Consider the following 16,377-nt stretch of genomic DNA (forward strand, 5'->3'; position numbering starts at 1 on the left):
TCCGCGGACACGGAGGTACTGACACATGAACAAAAACAAAAAAACGCTCCGCTTTCTGATGGTGAGCCTTATCGCCGTCTCGCTTCTCTGCGTCTGCATCTTTTCCTTTCTGGCGTTCTATATGAACCAGCGGAGCGGAGACACCATCAGCAACGTGGGCAGGATCTATATGTCCGGCATGAGCCAGCAGATCTCCATGCACTTTGAGACCACCATGGACCTGCGGCTGAGCCAGGTGGAGGCCCTGGTGGAGACCAACCATCCCGGCTCCAAGGACCAGGACATTTTGATGGAGGAGCTGGTTTACAGCGCCAGGGCCCGGGGCTTTGAGCACTTGGCCCTCTACTCCACGGACGGCAGCTTTGAGACCCTCTACGGCAGCAACCTGGCCGTGACCGACCCGGAGCCCTTTCTGAACTCCCTGAATGCCGGCGAAAAAAAGATCGCCGTGGGCACCGATCCGTCCGGAAACCGCCTGGTCCTGATGGGCGTCCCCTCCGTCTATCCCATGTCCGGCGGAAAGACCTGCGCCGCCCTGGTGGCGGCCCTGCCGGTGGATTACATCAGCGATACGCTCTCCCTTGACAATGAGGACGGCATGATGTACTCCCATATCATCCGGCAGGACGGCTCCTTTGTCATCCGCAGCGGTGATGCATACAGGGACAACTACTTTGACCGGATTTACGCCATCTACGACGAGTTGGGCGGCCGCGATGCCGTCCGGCATATCCAGGAGCTCCAGACCGCCATGGACGCGGGAGAGGACTACTCCACTGTGCTGGTTATCGGCAAGGAGCGCCGCCACCTGCTCTGTACCAAGCTGCCCTACTCGGAGTGGTATCTGGTGGTGGTTATGCCCTACGGCTCTTTGAATGAGGAAATCATCCATCTCGGCCACCAGTGGAGCTCTATGGCCGTCGCCGGGTGCGCAGTGGTGCTGGCCGCGCTGCTGCTGATCTTTTTCCGGTACATTCAGATCACCAAGCAGCAGATGGCCGAGCTGGATCAGGCCCGGCAGGACGCAGTCTTTGCCAACAAGGCCAAAAGTGAGTTCCTTTCCAATATGAGCCATGACATCCGCACGCCTATGAACGCCATCGTGGGCATGACGGCCATTGCCACAGCCAATATTGATAACCAGCAGCAGGTACAGCACTGTCTGAAAAAGATCGCCCTGTCCAGCAAGCACCTGTTAAACCTCATCAACGACGTACTGGACATGTCCAAAATCGAAAGCGGGAAGATGACGCTGAACCTTGACCAGCTCTCCCTGCGGGAGATGATGGACGGCATTGTCAACATCGTCCAGCCCCAGGTGCGGGCCAAGCAGCAGCAGTTTGACATCTTCATCCATGACATTGTGTCGGAGAACGTCTGCTGCGACAGTGTGCGGCTGAACCAGGTGGTCCTGAACCTTCTGTCCAACGCCGTGAAATTCACGCCGGTGGAGGGCAGCATTCATATCGCTTTGTACCAGGAGCCCTCCCCCAAGGGTGAGGACTTCATCCGCACCCATCTGCTGGTAAAGGACAGCGGCATTGGTATGTCCCCGGAGTTCCAGGCAAAAATCTTCGACTCCTTCTCCCGGGAGGACAACCGCCGTGTCCAGCGGACCGAGGGCACTGGTCTGGGCATGGCCATCACCAAATTTATTGTGGACGCCATGGGCGGCACCATCCAGCTCCACAGCGAACAGGGCAAGGGAACTGAGTTCCATGTGACGCTGGACCTGGAAAAGACCACCGTGGAGGAGGCGGACATGGTCCTGCCGGACTGGAACATGCTGGTGGTGGATGATGACAAGGAGCTGTGCGAGAGCACGGTGGCCTCCCTGAAGTCCATCGGTCTCCACGCCGAGTGGACCCTGGACGGCGAGAGCGCCGTCCGCATGGCGGAGGAGCGCTTCCTGCGGCATGACGGCTATCACATCGTCCTGCTGGATTGGAAACTGCCCGGCATGGACGGCATTGAGACCGCCCGGGAGCTGCGCCGCCGTCTGGGCGAGAATATCCCCATCCTGCTGATCTCCGCCTATGACTGGGGCGACATTGAGGCGGAAGCCAAAAGCGTCGGCATTAGCGGCTTTATTTCCAAGCCCCTGTTCAAATCCACTCTCTTCTACGGTCTGCGTCCCTTTGTGGACATCGGCGAAACGGCACCGGAGATCCTGCCCCAGGAGCACGAGGCCGATTTCACCGGCAGGCGCATCCTGCTGGCGGAGGACAACGAGCTCAACTGGGAGATTGCTGACGAGCTGCTCAGCAGTCTGGGACTGGAGCTGGACTGGGCGGAAAACGGCAAAATCTGCGTGGAGAAGTTCAGCGCCGCCGCCCAGGGGTATTACGACGCGGTCCTCATGGACCTGCGGATGCCCATCATGACGGGCTATGAGGCCACTCAGGCCATCCGGGCCCTGGACCGCCCCGACGCTTCTCTGCCCATCATCGCCATGACCGCCGATGCCTTTTCCGAGGACATTCAGCGGTGTTTGGACGCGGGCATGAACGCCCACATCGCAAAACCCATCGATCTTCGGGAGGTCTCCCGCCTGCTGGAGAAATATTTCCATCCCTAAAGCTGTCCATTAGGCTGTCAAAAAAGACCAGGGGCTTTTTTGACAGCCTGTCTAATATTTCTCATCCGCTCTGTCTCCCGAAAATGTGCCGCTGTGCGGCATTCCGGGCCGTATAAGGGCTCCGTATTTGACTTCGTGCGGTCCCCAGTCCGCCGGCTGGAGAGGAAGGCCACCCTCCTTTTCAGCCGCATTAACTATACACATAAGGCGGCGGGCTTTACTGCCCGGTATCTTTTTTGTTTCTCCATTCGACAAATTCTGATAAAATTCGACAAAAACCTTGTTTTTATCCATTCCTTTTGCTATCCTGTTATTGTCGCAGGCATTGTTTTCCATGGTTTTTCATCCCGTCCGCGGCAAATGCTACTGCCAACGCTGGAACCTTGCCTCAGCCGCCTGAAAGGAGTTTGCCATGGAACCTCATTATATGCAACCTGAGTCCCTGTTTCCCGCCATTACCGCCCAGTTGCGGGCGGCCCTCGGCACCTTTCACTTGGCGGCTTTGCAGGCAGTCCCACCCGAAGCCCGGGAGAAAGACCCGGACCTGGACCGCAGGGCCGCTGTCATGGACCAGAGCTACTACCGGCTGCTGCGGCTGGTAAATCTTCTCTCCGCCGCCGCCCTTTCGGATGACGCCCCCCTCTCTCTCCAGAACCGGGACCTGGTGGAACTGGTAGGGGATGTCTGCGACCGGGCCGGCGGCCTGGCCCGGCTGCTGGGATTGGAAGTGCGGTTTTCCTGCACACTTCCCCGCCACATCTGTGCAGTGGAGCCCCAACTGTTGGAACAGCTGCTTTTCCACCTGCTCTCCAACGCCTTCAAATTTACTCCACCCGGCGGCACTGTTACTGTGGAGCTGCGGGCACAAACCAAGCGGGTCCTCCTCTCCGTCACCGACACCGGTCAGGGCATTCCCCCGGAGCGCCTGACCTCTCTGTTTGACGGTTATCTCCATACAGACCGCCAGGACCTCGCCCCCCCCCACGGCCTGGGGCTGGGCCTGTCTCTGTGCCGCCGGATCGCGGCGCGCCACGGCGGCATGCTGATGGCGGAATCCCAAATGGGCAAGGGCAGCCGTTTCACCCTCTCTCTGCCGGACCGGCAGGTGGACGGCACGGTGTCCGACATCCCCTTTGACTATACCGGCGGCTTTAACCACACCCTGCTGGCCCTGGCGGATGCTCTGCCCGTTCAGGCATTTCTCATCTGCAATCAGGATTAGGCCTTGTTTGAAAATGTCAAAACGCCCAGGCCACGGCTCTTTTCCGCTGTACCGCGTTAAAAATTTTGAAGAGCACAAAGTATCCCTGCGAATTTTTGTCTTGCCCGGTAAAAAGATCTCTCACCGTTGGCCATTCCGCCTTTTATCAAACAAGGCCTAGTCCGAAAACCGGCAGGTCAGACGGCGGATATGGATATCTTGAACACGAAAATGCCGGAGAGAATTTGCCGGGCGCCCTCATTGCCTCAGCATCCCCCAACATTCCGGTTTCGCCGCCGCGGAACCGGAATGTTTTTCTTTTCTTTTTCTCCTCCATAGTCTACAATATAGTCAGTACAGTTGAGGGAATCCCCCGGGTTCTTTTCAGCAACACGCCTGCGGGCCTCAGGTCTGCCAGTTGACTATATCAGTATGTCCTTGATTGAAAGGAGGGCCCCATATGGCCTTTAAGCGTGTCTTTGTAGCTATGAGCGGCGGTGTGGACAGCACCGGTGCCGCCCTTTTACTGCTGCGTCAGGGGTATGACGTCTCCGGCGTCACCCTGCGCCTGCGGCCGGACTGTCCCAACGGGCAGGGGCCGGAGACGGAAATCGAGGCCGCCCGGACCGCAGCCGCTGCGCTGGGTATCTCCCACACGGTCCTGGATCTCCGGGAGCTGTTCCAAACGGCGGTCATGGACCGCTTCGTCTCCGAGTATGCCCAAGGCCGCACCCCCAACCCCTGTCTGGACTGCAACCGGGCCATCAAATTCGGTGCCATGCTGGACTGGGCCCTGGAACAGGGGGCCGACGCCCTGGCCACCGGCCATTACGCCAATGTCTCCTTTGACAGTGCTTCCGGCCGCTGGCGGCTCTTACGGGGCCGGGACCGCCGGAAAGATCAGAGCTACTTCCTCTATCAGCTGACCCAGCATCAGCTCGCCCACCTGATGCTGCCGGTGGGACAGTATGAGAAGCCCGCCCTGCGGACTCTGGCGGCAGAGGCGGGCCTGGCCAATGCCCACCGGGCGGACAGCCAGGATATCTGCTTTATTCCGGAGGGAGACTATGTGGCCTTTCTGCGGCATCATGGCGGCGCGGAGCTGGTCCCCGGCGACTTTGTGGACCAGACCGGCCGGGTGCTGGGCCGCCACAAAGGCCTGCCCTGTTATACCGCCGGCCAGCGGAAAGGTCTGGGCGTCAGCGCGGACGCACCGCTGTATGTGCTGAGAAAGGACTCCGCCGCCAATACCGTGACTCTGGGGCCTGACAGCGCCCTCTACACCCGGGAGCTGACGGCGGACCGTCCGAACTGGATCTCCATCCCGGCTCTAGAATCCCCCATATCCGTTACCGCCAAAACAAGACACAGCCAGAGGGAAGCGGCGGCTGTGGCGGAACCCCTGCCGGATGGCCGCATACAGGTTGTCTTCCAGGAGCCCCAGCGGGCCGTCACTCCGGGACAGGCCGTGGTGTTTTACGACGGCGAGTCTGTGGTTGGAGGCGGAACCATTGTGAAATGAGAAAAGGACGCCTCTAGGAGGCGTCCTTTTCAACGGTCGCTGGCCAGCCAACAGTCTTGAAAGATCAGATCATCCACATCTCCAAGGATGTCGTTTTCAAAAAACCGCACAGTCATATCCTCCTTTGCATTTTGCGCTTCCTGCCAGTATATGCGGCGGCACGGTAAAAGTTGCACGAAATCAGAAGCCTCAGGAAAATATTTTTTAGGCTTTGTCTGCTATGGTCAGTGAAGTTGAAAAATGGCCGGCTTATGGGCGGCCATTGCGCAAAGCGCACGGTTACTGAACTATTATGAAGTCCAATAAACTGGCCGCTTTCAGCGGCCCCGGCGGAATTCTCCGGAAAAAGCATTTTTGATGCTTTTCAAGTTAACTGCCTATAAATGCCAAAGCGAACAGGAGGCCCTCATACGGGGCCTCCTGTTGCCTCTTTCCAAACGTACCCGCTGAAGGAACGACATATCCGCTTTTGCAGTCAGCGGCGGCGATATCGCCAAGCACGGAGAGCCGCACTTCGGTGTTTCACATTGAAAAGAACCCGGAGAATCCCTTTTCAGCCGCACTGACTATAAAAGATCCTCGATGGTCTTTTGCACCTCTGTCACGTCCATAGGCTTTGCCAGGTGGGCATTCATCCCACTCTCGGCGGATTTGCGCAGATCGCTCTCAAGCACGTTGGCCGACAGCGCAATGATGGGGATCTTCGCCACCGCCGAATCTGGAAGTGCGCGGATCTCCTTGGCGGCCTCCCAGCCGTCCATGACTGGCATCTGAATGTCCATTAAAATCGCGTCATAATCCCCGGGCCGGGCCTGGCGCATTCTCTCCACGGCCACGCTGCCGTCCGGTGCCGTGTCAATGATAAAATCCAGCTCCTGGAGAAGCTCCGTGGCAATCTCCCGGTTGATCTCGTTGTCCTCCACCAGCAGAATCCGCCTGGGCCGGACAGCCGTCCCCTCTGTGGACAGATGCGCCGTATCCGGCTGAATACGGAAATCCAGGGTTGCCGTAAAAATACTGCCCCTGCCCACCTCGCTGCGCACGGAGATGGTCCCGCCCATCTTGTCCACAATGCTCTTGGCAATGGACATGCCCAGCCCGATGCCATGGACACCGCTGTAGGTGGTGTTCCTCTCCCGGGAGAAGGGTTCGAATATCCGCTCCAGAAACTCCTGGCTGATGCCGATGCCGGTATCTGCCACCTCCAGCTGGTAAACCGCATATTGCCCCGGCATCAGCTCCCGCTCCATAAGCGTCACCCGCACCTCACCGCCGGGCTTTGTATACGTCACAGCGTTGTTGGTAAGATACAACGCCAGCTGCCGCAGCTTCTCCCTGTCGCCGTAAATTCCGCTGTGGCGTACACCGGAACAGTCCAGCGAGAAGCCTATGTTCTTTTCCTCTGCCTGGGGCGCCATGAAATGGTAAATCTCCCGGACAATGCCGCACAGATCACAGGCCTCCTCCAGGGTATTGGAATCCCCGGATACCGCCGCCGAGATCTCCAGCACCCGCTCAATCATCCCCATCAGCTGCCGGGCGGAGGCCTCCATCCGATCAATATAGTCCCGGGCTGCGGCAGGGTTTCCCAGGTTCTTTCTGGCCAGGGCCGCGAAGCCAAAAATAGCATTCATTGGCGTACGCATGTCGTGGGACATGTTGGAGAGGAATATGTCCTTAGCCGCCATGGCCTGGTTCGCCTTTTCCAGCGCCTCCGCCAGCAGCTGTTTCTGCTCCAGCTCGTGGTGGACCTCCTCATCCATCCGCCGGGAGGCCATCACAATCTGAGCGGCCTGCCGCTCACGGCCCACATCCACCAGCCACAGCTGCAAATACCGCTCCTCATCATCCTCCAGAACCCGGTAATTTACATAAAAGCTCCTGTCTGCCAGCAGCCTCTTGCGGACAGTTTCCAAGTTGAGCACCGCGCCCACCGTCTCCTGTTCCTCCGGACAAACCCAGCTGTTCACATACTCTGCCATATAGCCGCTCATGGAGCGGACGCCGCAGTCCTTCCCAAACATCCGGCAGGTCCGGCTGCTGAGGCGATAGGGACGGACCCGGTCGCTGTCCAGCTCTCCATATAAAATGGTCTCGTAATTAGCGCTGAGGCCCTCGATCACCCTCAGCCGCCGCAGATACTCCTGATTGATCTGCATCCGTTCTCTGTCATATTCCTCCGTCAAAGACTGGAGCTTCTGGTTCTCGTCAAGCAGGAGGCTTCGCTCCGCCAGCCGCTGATTCCATTTGTCCGTGGCATCGCTCAAAAACACATAGAAGATATCCCGCCCGGAACCGCCCCGGACAAAGTGTCCATGATCCTCGATCCACCGGATCTCTCCGTCCTTCCGGCGCACCCGGTACTCCACATAATCCAGATCGTACTGGCTGCCCGCCACCTGCTCCTGAATGCTCCGCTCCACCTCGTCCAGATCCTCCGGGTGCACCATCCCCCGAAAGGAATTCCCAGCCAGCGTTCGAAGCTCCTCCATGCTGCCACACTGAAATATCCGAAGCAGGGCGCGGTTGGCGTAGATGATTTCCTCGCCGCCGTCGGCGTAGTAAATCAGCACACCGCCGGGCATCTCCTCCATAAACCGGAGGTTTTCCCATGCCGCCTGAAACGTCTCTCTCTCCAGCAGGGTATGCAGGCGCTCGGCTCCGTTCCCGTTCAGCAGATACCCGATATCCAGGTGACTGTCCTGAAGGGCGCTCAGCAGTTCCGCGATATGACCCATCAGATGGTTGTCCCGATCCCAATTCCTCATAGCGCCCTCCTCATCTAAAACCCCGTATTCGCAGCCCCAAACGCCGTCCGTGAGGGGGCTTTTGTCTCCACTCTCCATAAAATTTCCCACAGGGCGTCAGTCTGCCGATAAAATTCGCCTTGATTGGAGGCAAAGTCTCTCGCACAGCCGGCTTTTCCCGGTTATGAATACGGGTTCTAAATCTGACATGGAGATTTTACCACAACGTCTCACATTTGTCATTATAATTATTATTTCCCATTCTGTCACAAAAAAGGCGCGCCTGACGGCGCGCCTTTCAGCTCTATTCTGCATAAACAGACAGGCCTTATTCCGTCCCCTCGCCAGTCTCTTCCGGTTTCTCCGTCTGGCCGGGCTCCGCCTCCTGAGCAGTCTCCCCTCCCGGAGCCTCGATCTTCTGAGAAATCATGTGGACCTTCTTGGCGGGTGCCTCAATCCCCTCCGGCGCGGAGGGGCGGAAGCCCTCCTCCGCCGGCTTGGCAGAAGCGTACGGGTTTTCCACCAGCTCCGGGTCCCGGCCCTCAATGATGGCCACCATCTCGCCGCCGGTGATGGTCTCCTTCTCCAGCAGATACGCCACCACCCTGTCCATGTCCTCCCGGTTCTCCCGGATAACCTCCACGGCGGTCTTGTAGCACTGGTCCAAGATCTCCTTCACCGCCGAATCCATGCGGGCGGCGGTGTCCTGGGCGCAGTCCATTCCGTAGCCCCCGTCCAGATACTGATTTCTCCGGGAGGCCAGAGCCATCATGCCGAACTCGTCGCTCATTCCGAACATGGCCACCATATTCCGGGCCACGTTGGTGGCATCCTGAATGTCCTGAGACGCACCGTTGGTCATGGTGTCCATCACCACCTCCTCGGCAGCACGGCCGCCCATGGAAACGGTAATTTTCGCCATCAGCTCCTCTTTTGTCCGCAGCTCCGTCTTGTCCTCCTCAGGCATCAGGAGCGTATAGCCCAGAGAGCCCTGTGTGTGGGGGACAATGGTGATTTTCTGCACCGGCTCGGTGTTCTTCTGTTTATAGGCAACCATGGCGTGGCCCACCTCGTGGTACGCCACCAGCTTCTTCTCAAACTCCGTGAGGACACTGCCCTTTTTCTCCGTGCCGGCAATCACCAGTTCGAAGGCGGCCAGCATATCCTCCTGGGTCACCAGCTTGCGGCCCTTGCGCACGGCCCGCAACGCGGCCTCATTCACAAGGTTCGCAAGGTCTGCGCCCACACAGCCGGCCGTGGCCAGGGCCACTTTTTTCAGGTTCACATCCTCGGCCAGCTTGATGTTCCGGGTGTGGACCTGGAGCGTGGCAATGCGCCCCGCCAGGTTGGGCCGGTCAATGGTGATCCGGCGGTCAAACCGCCCCGGCCGCAGCAGGGCCTGGTCCAGCACCTCCGGGCGGTTGGTAGCCGCCAGGAGGATAACGCCTTTTGTGGGGTCGAAACCGTCCATCTCCGCCAGGAGCTGGTTCAGGGTCTGCTCCCGCTCGTCGTTGCCACCCATGCGGTTGTCACGGGACTTGCCGATGGTGTCCACCTCGTCGATGAACACGATGCAGGGGGCCACCTTGCTGGCCTCCTTGAAAAGGTCCCGAACACGGCTGGCGCCCACGCCCACGAACATCTCCACAAAGTCGGAGCCGCTGATGGAGAAAAATGGTACGTCGGCTTCGCCGGCCACGGCCTTTGCAAGCAGTGTCTTGCCGGTGCCCGGGGGGCCCACCAGCAGCGCACCCTTGGGGAGCTTTGCGCCGATCTCCGTATACTTTCCGGGGTTGTGGAGGAAGTCGATAATCTCGGTAAGGGATTCCTTGGCCTCGTCCTGGCCCGCTACGTCGGCGAAGGTAACGCCGGTCTGCTTCTCCATATACACCTTGGCGTTGGACTTGCCCACGCCGCCGATGCCGCCCATACCCCCCATACCGCTCTTGCTTGCCACCCAGCGCATCACCAGCATGAACACCAGCATCAGCACCACAAATGGCAGCATGTACTCGATCAGGAAGAGCATAATGGGGCTGACCTGAGCCTGATAGTCCTTGTTAACGCGGATGTTGGCATCCCCCGTATGCCCCAGCGCTCTGTCCGCCTCTTCCGCCCGCTCGATTACCTTTTCGTAGGACTCCAGCTGCACGGTGAACAGCCGCAGGGAGACCGGCCGCTCCTGTGCAGAGTAGGCGCCGTTTTCCTCCGAGACAGACGCAAGGACCGTGTAGGCGGCGGAACCGTCCTCCAGGGTGATTTTTTTATACTCCCTGCCCTCGCTGTCGGTGTAGACATACCCGTCCACCGGCGTGATGATCAAAATGGCCTCGCTGTTATCGAAGTCCACGGCGGCGATATCGCCCCGCTCCAGCATCTCCAAAAAGTCCTTTTTGTACTCCAGCTCCACGGAGGAGGACTGACGTCCCGCACTGGTCATGTAAGTGGAGGCGTAGCTGATGACAATGGTCAGCAGCAGCGCCCAGCACACCAGCTGGACAACGCCCCGCCAGCTGCCGCCGCTCTTGCCGCCGCGTTTGTTCTTGTTGTCGTTTTGATCCATTTATTGGAACTCCTTTCAGAGGAAAAATAGCCGAAAAACCGCTTATCCTCCATATACCTATATGACAGGCAGTATATCGCAGTATAACACACAACCGAAAAGGCTACAAGGACCAGAGATGTTTTTTCTATGAAATTTCTGTGAATTCCACTTTATTGTCTCCCGCTTGTATGGTATACTGGTTTTTAAATACGGCAAAATCTGCTGCAAGGAGACACTATGGACGAAAAGAGAAGAGACGGCCTCACCGCCGGGGCCGATGGCATCATCGAGGGACGCAACGCCGTCATCGAGGCGCTGCGGGCAGGGACCGTAATCGATAAAATCTACCTCCAGAAGGGGGAGACGGACCGCACCCTGGGCCACATCGCCTCCAGGGCCCGCTCCGCCGGCGCCGTAGTGGTAGAGGCAGACCGGCGGAAGCTGGACGCCATGAGCCGCACCCACGCCCATCAGGGCGTCATCGCCCTGGCCGCCGTGCGGGAATATGCCGGTGTGGAGGACATTCTCCGCGCCGCGGAAGAGAGGGGGGAACCCCCCCTGATCGTGGTGTGCGACGAGATCTCCGATCCCCAGAATCTGGGCGCCATCATCCGCACCGCCGAGTGCGCCGGGGCCCACGGGGTCATCATCCCCAAGCGCCGCAGCGCCGGACTGACGGCCATCGTGGCCAAGACCTCCGCCGGGGCGGTGGCCCACGTGCCGGTGGCCCGGGTGCCCAACATCCCCTCCCTTCTGAAGGACCTGAAAAAGCAGGGCGTGTGGATCTTCGGCACGGCGGCGGACGGAAACACCGCCCTCTATGACGCCGATTTAAAGGGCCCCGCTGCCATTGTCATTGGCAGCGAGGGCGAGGGCATGACCCGCCTGGCATCGGAGAACTGCGACTTTCTGGTCAGCATCCCCATGCGGGGGAAGCTCTCCTCCCTGAACGCCTCCGCCGCGGCGGCCATTTTGCTCTATGAGGCGGTCCGCCAGCGGATCGGCTGAGGAAAGGATACCTATGGACCCCAAAGAAGAGAAAACCCAATACGGCCTGGACAACGTCACGGACATCCCCGCCTCCGACGAGGAGTACTCTCTGGAGGAGATTCTGGCGGAGTTCGGCGGCAGTCTGGAGCATACGCTTCTCAAGGGCACGGCGGCGGCTCCGCCGGAGGAGGAGCCCCCGCCGCCCCCGCCGGACCTGGTACCTCCGCCGCCGCAGCCGGTGCCCTCCAGGGCGCAGCCCCTTCCGCCGGAGGGGGAACCACCCAAGCCGAAGCCTGCCCCGCCGCCCCCGCTGGAGGAGACGCCCGCACCGGCGGGGGCCCCCACACCGGAAGAGGAACCCAAACTGGAGGATATCCTGGCGGACCCCTCTTTTCGAAAGCCCGCCTCCCCTACTGTGGAGATGGACATTCTGGACATGGCTCTGCCCAAAGCACCCCGCCCCGTGTCCCTGGAGGACATGGTGGGCAGCACTGTGGACGCGGTGATGGAGGAGTCGTCGGAGCCCCTGCTGCCCCCCAAGCGGCGGGGTCTGTTCTCCCGGAAGCCTCTGGAGGAGACGGAACAGCTCTACGGTCCCCCGGAGCCGGAACCCGAACCGGAGCCGGAGCCCATCGGCCCGGAGCCGGAATTGTTCCGGACAGCGGCGGAGTACCGGGCAGCGTACCACCGCCGCAGGCGCCTTCTGCCCGCGGCGGCTGTCGTCTCCCTGGTTCCCACGCTGCTGCTGGCGCTGGAGCGTTTCGGCATCGCCGTCCCCGGCTGGAGCGACGACCCCCGGCGGCAGACATATATCCTGCTGGCGTGCCTGGCTGTGACGGCTCTGCTGTGCCGCCATGTCTTTTTCAAGGGAGTAAAACTGCTGGTCCGGGGCCGCTGTACCGGAGAGCTGCTGATCGCACTCTCCTCTCTGGTCTCGGCGGCGGACTGCGTCTGCCGCCTGATGGAAAACCAGCGGACAGACACCGTGCCCTACGCCTCCGTCAGCTGTCTGGCCCTGGCCTTTGCCCTGTGGGGCTGCCAGCGGGAGAGCAGCGGAATGTACGACACCTTCCGCTCCGCCTCGCTGGACGACGATCCCCCTTATCTTGTGACGGACACCCCCCATGGGGCCTGCAAGCAGCGCGGCGCCGTCTCCGGCTTCTACACCGCCGCCATGCGGGACAACGGCGCGGTCCTGTGGCAGACGGTCTTCCTGCCCTTGGTGCTGGCGGCCTCCATGGTGTTCGCGGGCCTCAGTTCCCTGAGCCAGGAGCGGGTAGACGACTTTTTTCTGAACTGGTCCGCCATTCTGGCGGCGGGCGCCTCCTTTGCTTTGCCCCTAGGCTGGGGGCTGGCCTACGGCAATTTGGCCCGGCACCTGCAAAAGGCGGGCTGCACCGTGGCGGGGTGGTTCGGCGCGGAGCGTGTCAGCCGGAGACGGAAGATGATCCTGACGGACGCGGACCTCTTTCCCCCCGGCACCATGCAGCTGGGCGGCGTGAAGGTCTTTGGCGAGGTGCTGTCCGTAGCGGTGTCCTATGCCGCCTCCATGGCCCGGGCCGCCGGCAGCGGACTGGAGCGGCTGTTTGACGAGCTGCTCCGCAGTGAGCTGGGCAGCTACGAGGAGGTATCCGGCTTCGCCTTCTACGAGGAGGGCGGCTGGTCCGGCACCATTCGCGGGGAGTCCATTCTCATGGGCACCGCCTCCTTTATGCGGAAGATGGACGTGCGCCTGCCCGGGGATATCAACCTGAAAACCGGGCTGTTCCTCTCCGTGGATCACCATCTCATCGCCGTGTTCGCGGTGAAGTACAACGCCTCGGAAAATGTGGACTTTGCCCTGCGGATGATGACTCGAAGCCGTGTCTTCCCCATTCTGGCCTCCCGGGACCCCAACCTCGTCCCGGAGCTGCTGCGCCGGAAGTTCTACAAGGGCGTGAAGGTGGAGTTTCCGGACCTGACCACGCGAGTGGCCCTCAGTGAGGCGGAGCTGGACCGGGGCCTCCCCCGGGCGCTGATCTTCCGGGAAGGTCTGCTGCCCTACGCCGAGACGGTGGTGGGCAGCCGCCGGATGTGCAGGGCGGTCCGCCGCTCCACCATCTTCTCCCTGTTGGGCAGCGCGGCGGGAACACTGCTGGCCTTCTATCTGGTGTTTCTGCAGCAGTATACCCTGCTGACGCCCCTGGCCCTGGAGCTCTTTTTGCTGCTGTGGACCTTGCCGGTACTGCTGATGGTGGACTGGGCGGGCCGGTACTGAGGAGGCATCCTTTGTGACGGATTTTCAAAAATACGAGAAACTGAATATTGACGGTTCCTGGATCAATCTGGAGAGGGGACCCAAAAAGGGCGGCTGTTTCTGCACGCCCAAAGGCGCGGAGGTCATCGGCTGGGAGAACGGCATCCACTACTGCTTCATCCGGGGCTATGGAGAGATGGTCTTTGCCGTAAATCCGGAGAGCTGTGCGGAGGAAAACGTCTACCCCCTGGCGGCGGATTTCCGGGACTTCCTCCGCCTTCTGCTGTCCTGCGGCACCACCACCGCCCTGGAACAGATCGTCTGGTGGACGGAGGCGCAGTTCCTGGCTTTTTTGGCGGAGGAGGCACGCCAAACGCCGCCGGAGCGGACGGCAGTCCTGGCGCGGATTCAGGAGGCGTTTCAGCTGGAACCCATGGATCATCCTTTCCAATACGTCAAAACGCTTCAGGCCGGTTTTGACCGGAGCAGGCTGCGCTACACCGGCGAGTATTACGAGGTGACTGGCCGGGCACGGCCGGACGGCGCCTGTGCGGAGAGCCGGGGCTTTGAATTTCCCCCGGTTACCCTTACCTTTTTCCGCCGGGAGCAAGACGGCAGAGAATGATTACCCTGTCAAAAAGAGCGGCATGGCGTCTGCCATGCCGCTCTTTTTATCTTTCACGCCAATTCCGCCTGGCCGGTGTACAGCTGGTAGTACCTGCCGTGCTGTCCGATCAGGTCGTCGTGGTCGCCCCGCTCGACGATCCGCCCCTGCTCCAGCACCATGATGGCCTTGGCGTTGCGGACCGTGGAGAGGCGGTGGGCGATGACAAACACCGTCCGCCCCCCCATGAGCCGGTCCATGCCCTGCTCGATGAGCTTCTCTGTCCGGGTGTCGATGGAGCTGGTGGCCTCATCCAAAATCAGCACTGGCGGGTTGGCGCAGGCCGCCCGGGCGATGTTCAAAAGCTGTCGCTCTCCCTGGCTCAGGCTGCTGCCGCCGCCGCTGAGCACGGTGTCATATCCCTTTGGCAGATGCCGGATAAAGCTGTCCGCCCCGGCCAGACGGGCAGCGGCGCGGACCTCCTCGTCCGAGGCGTCCAAACGGCCGTAACGGATATTGTCCGCCACGGTGCCGGTGAAAAGGTGGGTATCCTGCAAAACCACGCCCAGGGACCGGCGCAGGGAGTCCTTGGCAATATCCCGCACATCGATGCCGTCGTAGGTAATGGCACCGCTCTGGATCTCATAAAAGCGGTTGATGAGGCTGGTGATGGTGGTCTTGCCCGCGCCGGTGGAGCCCACAAAGGCGATCTTCTGCCCGGGCTTTGCAAAGAGGGATACGTCGTTCAAAACGACCCGATCTTCGTTGTAACCAAACACCACATGATCGAACCGCACGTCTCCCCGGAGGGGGACCAGCGTACCGTCCGGCTTCAGCCAGGCCCAGGTGTTGTTGTCATAGTGGACCCGGGTGAGGCCGCCGGAGGCATCTTCTGCCGCCCGCACCAGCACCACTTTGCCCTCGTCTGTCTCCGGCTGGGCCTCCATCACCTCAAAAACCCGTTCCGCGCCGGCCATAGCGGAGAGGATGGTGTTCATCTGCTGGGAAATCTGGGTGATGGGCTGGCCCACCTGCCGGGTGTACTGGAGGAAAGCCCCCAGATCTCCCAGCCGGAAGGTCCCGCCGCTGTGAATGGCGAACATGGCCCCCAGACAGCAGCTGACGGCGTAGTTGATATAGTTCAGGTTTCCCATGGCGGGCATCATAGCTCCGGCGTAGGCGTGGGCCCGGGAGGCCGCCTGGCGGTACGCCTCGTTCCGGGTATAGAAGCCCTCCTTTGCGGCGGTCTCATGGTTGAAGACTTTGATGACCTTCTGACCCTCGATCATCTCCTCGATGTATCCGTTGACCTCACCCAAGGCCTGCTGCTGAGCCGCGAAATACCGCCGGCTGCGGCCGCCGATGGTCCGCACTACCAGCAGCATCACCGCCAGCACGGCAAAGGTGATGAGCGTCAGGGCGGGACTCAGCACCAGCATCATGACAATGGTGCCCAAAAAATTCAGCGTGCAGGAGACCACACTGCCAAAGCTGTTGTTCAGAGCCTCGGAGATGGTCTCAATATCGTTGGTATAGCGGCTCATCAGCTCGCCGTGGGTGTGGGCGTCGAAGTATTTCAGCGGCAGTCTCTGCATCCGTTCAAAGAGATCCGTCCTGATTTTCGCCACACAGGTCTGGGCGACATGCACCATAATCCGGGCGTAGCCAAAAGAGCACACCGCCCCGGTAATATACACTGCCGCCATGAGGCACAGCATTTTCGCAAGCCCCGGAAAATCTCCGGGCAGGATATAGTCATTGATCAAGGGCTTGATAAGATAGGAGCCCCCCACGGTGCAGGCGGAGCTGACACAAAGCAGCACTACCACCACCGCCAGCAGCGCTTTGTACCGCCCCAGGTAACCCATCAGCTTCCCCAGCGTGCCGCGGATATTCTTCGGTTTTTGAAAGCCGCCTTTCGGACCATGATGTCCCGGGCCGCCCGGCCCCACAG

General features: G+C 60.5%; 10 protein-coding genes. 6 read left to right on the forward strand and 4 right to left on the reverse strand.

Features of this window, described 5'->3' with window-relative positions; translation table 11 throughout:
* Nucleotides 1–25: 25 nt before the first annotated feature.
* Complete coding sequence (locus QZ326_RS00100) at nucleotides 26–2,578, forward strand: hybrid sensor histidine kinase/response regulator (protein ID WP_295739830.1); 2,553 nt, start codon at nucleotides 26–28, stop codon at nucleotides 2,576–2,578.
* Between the two features lie 51 nt (nucleotides 2,579–2,629).
* Here QZ326_RS00100 and QZ326_RS00105 read toward each other — a convergent pair whose 3' ends face one another.
* Nucleotides 2,630–2,914 carry a hypothetical protein gene (locus QZ326_RS00105; RefSeq protein WP_295739832.1) on the reverse strand — a complete coding sequence of 95 codons (285 nt, stop codon included), beginning with the start codon at nucleotides 2,912–2,914 and terminating at the stop codon, nucleotides 2,630–2,632.
* A gap of 91 nt (nucleotides 2,915–3,005) precedes the next feature.
* On the opposite strand from QZ326_RS00105, the gene QZ326_RS00110 reads away from it, so the two are divergent.
* On the forward strand, nucleotides 3,006–3,800 hold the full coding sequence (locus QZ326_RS00110; RefSeq protein WP_295739835.1) for a sensor histidine kinase KdpD: 795 nt from the start codon (nucleotides 3,006–3,008) through the stop codon (nucleotides 3,798–3,800).
* Between the two features lie 439 nt (nucleotides 3,801–4,239).
* Nucleotides 4,240–5,301 (forward strand): tRNA 2-thiouridine(34) synthase MnmA, encoded by a 1,062-nt coding sequence (gene mnmA, locus QZ326_RS00115; RefSeq protein WP_295739837.1) that lies wholly within the window; start codon nucleotides 4,240–4,242, stop codon nucleotides 5,299–5,301.
* 566 nt (nucleotides 5,302–5,867) lie between these two features.
* On the opposite strand, the gene QZ326_RS00120 is transcribed toward mnmA, so the two are convergent.
* Nucleotides 5,868–8,069, reverse strand: coding sequence for a PAS domain-containing hybrid sensor histidine kinase/response regulator (locus QZ326_RS00120; protein WP_295739840.1), 2,202 nt, complete (start codon nucleotides 8,067–8,069; stop codon nucleotides 5,868–5,870).
* 307 nt (nucleotides 8,070–8,376) lie between these two features.
* The gene (ftsH, locus tag QZ326_RS00125) at nucleotides 8,377–10,611 is read right to left on the reverse strand and encodes an ATP-dependent zinc metalloprotease FtsH (RefSeq protein WP_295739842.1); all 2,235 of its coding nucleotides are present in this window, start codon (nucleotides 10,609–10,611) and stop codon (nucleotides 8,377–8,379) included.
* A gap of 219 nt (nucleotides 10,612–10,830) precedes the next feature.
* Here ftsH and rlmB point away from each other — a divergent pair, with 219 nt between their 5' ends.
* Genes rlmB through QZ326_RS00140 form a run of 3 tightly spaced genes read left to right on the forward strand, consistent with a single transcriptional unit; the run spans nucleotide 10,831 to nucleotide 14,444 of the window.
* Nucleotides 10,831–11,601, forward strand: a complete 771-nt coding sequence (rlmB, locus tag QZ326_RS00130) for a 23S rRNA (guanosine(2251)-2'-O)-methyltransferase RlmB (RefSeq protein ID WP_295739844.1) — start codon at nucleotides 10,831–10,833, stop codon at nucleotides 11,599–11,601.
* Nucleotides 11,602–11,614: 13 nt separating this feature from the next.
* Complete coding sequence (locus QZ326_RS00135; protein ID WP_295739847.1) at nucleotides 11,615–13,840, forward strand: hypothetical protein; 2,226 nt, start codon at nucleotides 11,615–11,617, stop codon at nucleotides 13,838–13,840.
* Between the two features lie 13 nt (nucleotides 13,841–13,853).
* A complete protein-coding gene (locus QZ326_RS00140) occupies nucleotides 13,854–14,444 on the forward strand; it encodes a hypothetical protein (protein WP_295739850.1) in 591 nt (196 codons plus the stop codon).
* Nucleotides 14,445–14,497: 53 nt separating this feature from the next.
* On the opposite strand, the gene QZ326_RS00145 is transcribed toward QZ326_RS00140, so the two are convergent.
* The gene (locus QZ326_RS00145) at nucleotides 14,498–16,291 is read right to left on the reverse strand and encodes an ABC transporter ATP-binding protein (protein ID WP_295739929.1); all 1,794 of its coding nucleotides are present in this window, start codon (nucleotides 16,289–16,291) and stop codon (nucleotides 14,498–14,500) included.
* Nucleotides 16,292–16,377: the final 86 nt, after the last annotated feature.

Source organism: uncultured Oscillibacter sp. (genome assembly GCF_910587525.1).
Lineage (GTDB): Bacteria > Bacillota > Clostridia > Oscillospirales > Oscillospiraceae > Oscillibacter.

Bases quoted from the DNA above. Each gene is read 5' to 3' on its own strand.
- QZ326_RS00100 (WP_295739830.1), top strand. From the start codon at position 26: ATGAACAAAAACAAAAAAACGCTCCGCTTTCTGATGGTGAGCCTTATC.
- QZ326_RS00105 (WP_295739832.1), bottom strand. From the start codon at position 2,914: ATGGAAAACAATGCCTGCGACAATAACAGGATAGCAAAAGGAATGGAT.
- QZ326_RS00110 (WP_295739835.1), top strand. From the start codon at position 3,006: ATGCAACCTGAGTCCCTGTTTCCCGCCATTACCGCCCAGTTGCGGGCG.
- mnmA (WP_295739837.1), top strand. From the start codon at position 4,240: ATGGCCTTTAAGCGTGTCTTTGTAGCTATGAGCGGCGGTGTGGACAGC.
- QZ326_RS00120 (WP_295739840.1), bottom strand. From the start codon at position 8,069: ATGAGGAATTGGGATCGGGACAACCATCTGATGGGTCATATCGCGGAA.
- ftsH (WP_295739842.1), bottom strand. From the start codon at position 10,611: ATGGATCAAAACGACAACAAGAACAAACGCGGCGGCAAGAGCGGCGGC.
- rlmB (WP_295739844.1), top strand. From the start codon at position 10,831: ATGGACGAAAAGAGAAGAGACGGCCTCACCGCCGGGGCCGATGGCATC.
- QZ326_RS00135 (WP_295739847.1), top strand. From the start codon at position 11,615: ATGGACCCCAAAGAAGAGAAAACCCAATACGGCCTGGACAACGTCACG.
- QZ326_RS00145 (WP_295739929.1), bottom strand. From the start codon at position 16,291: ATGGGTTACCTGGGGCGGTACAAAGCGCTGCTGGCGGTGGTGGTAGTG.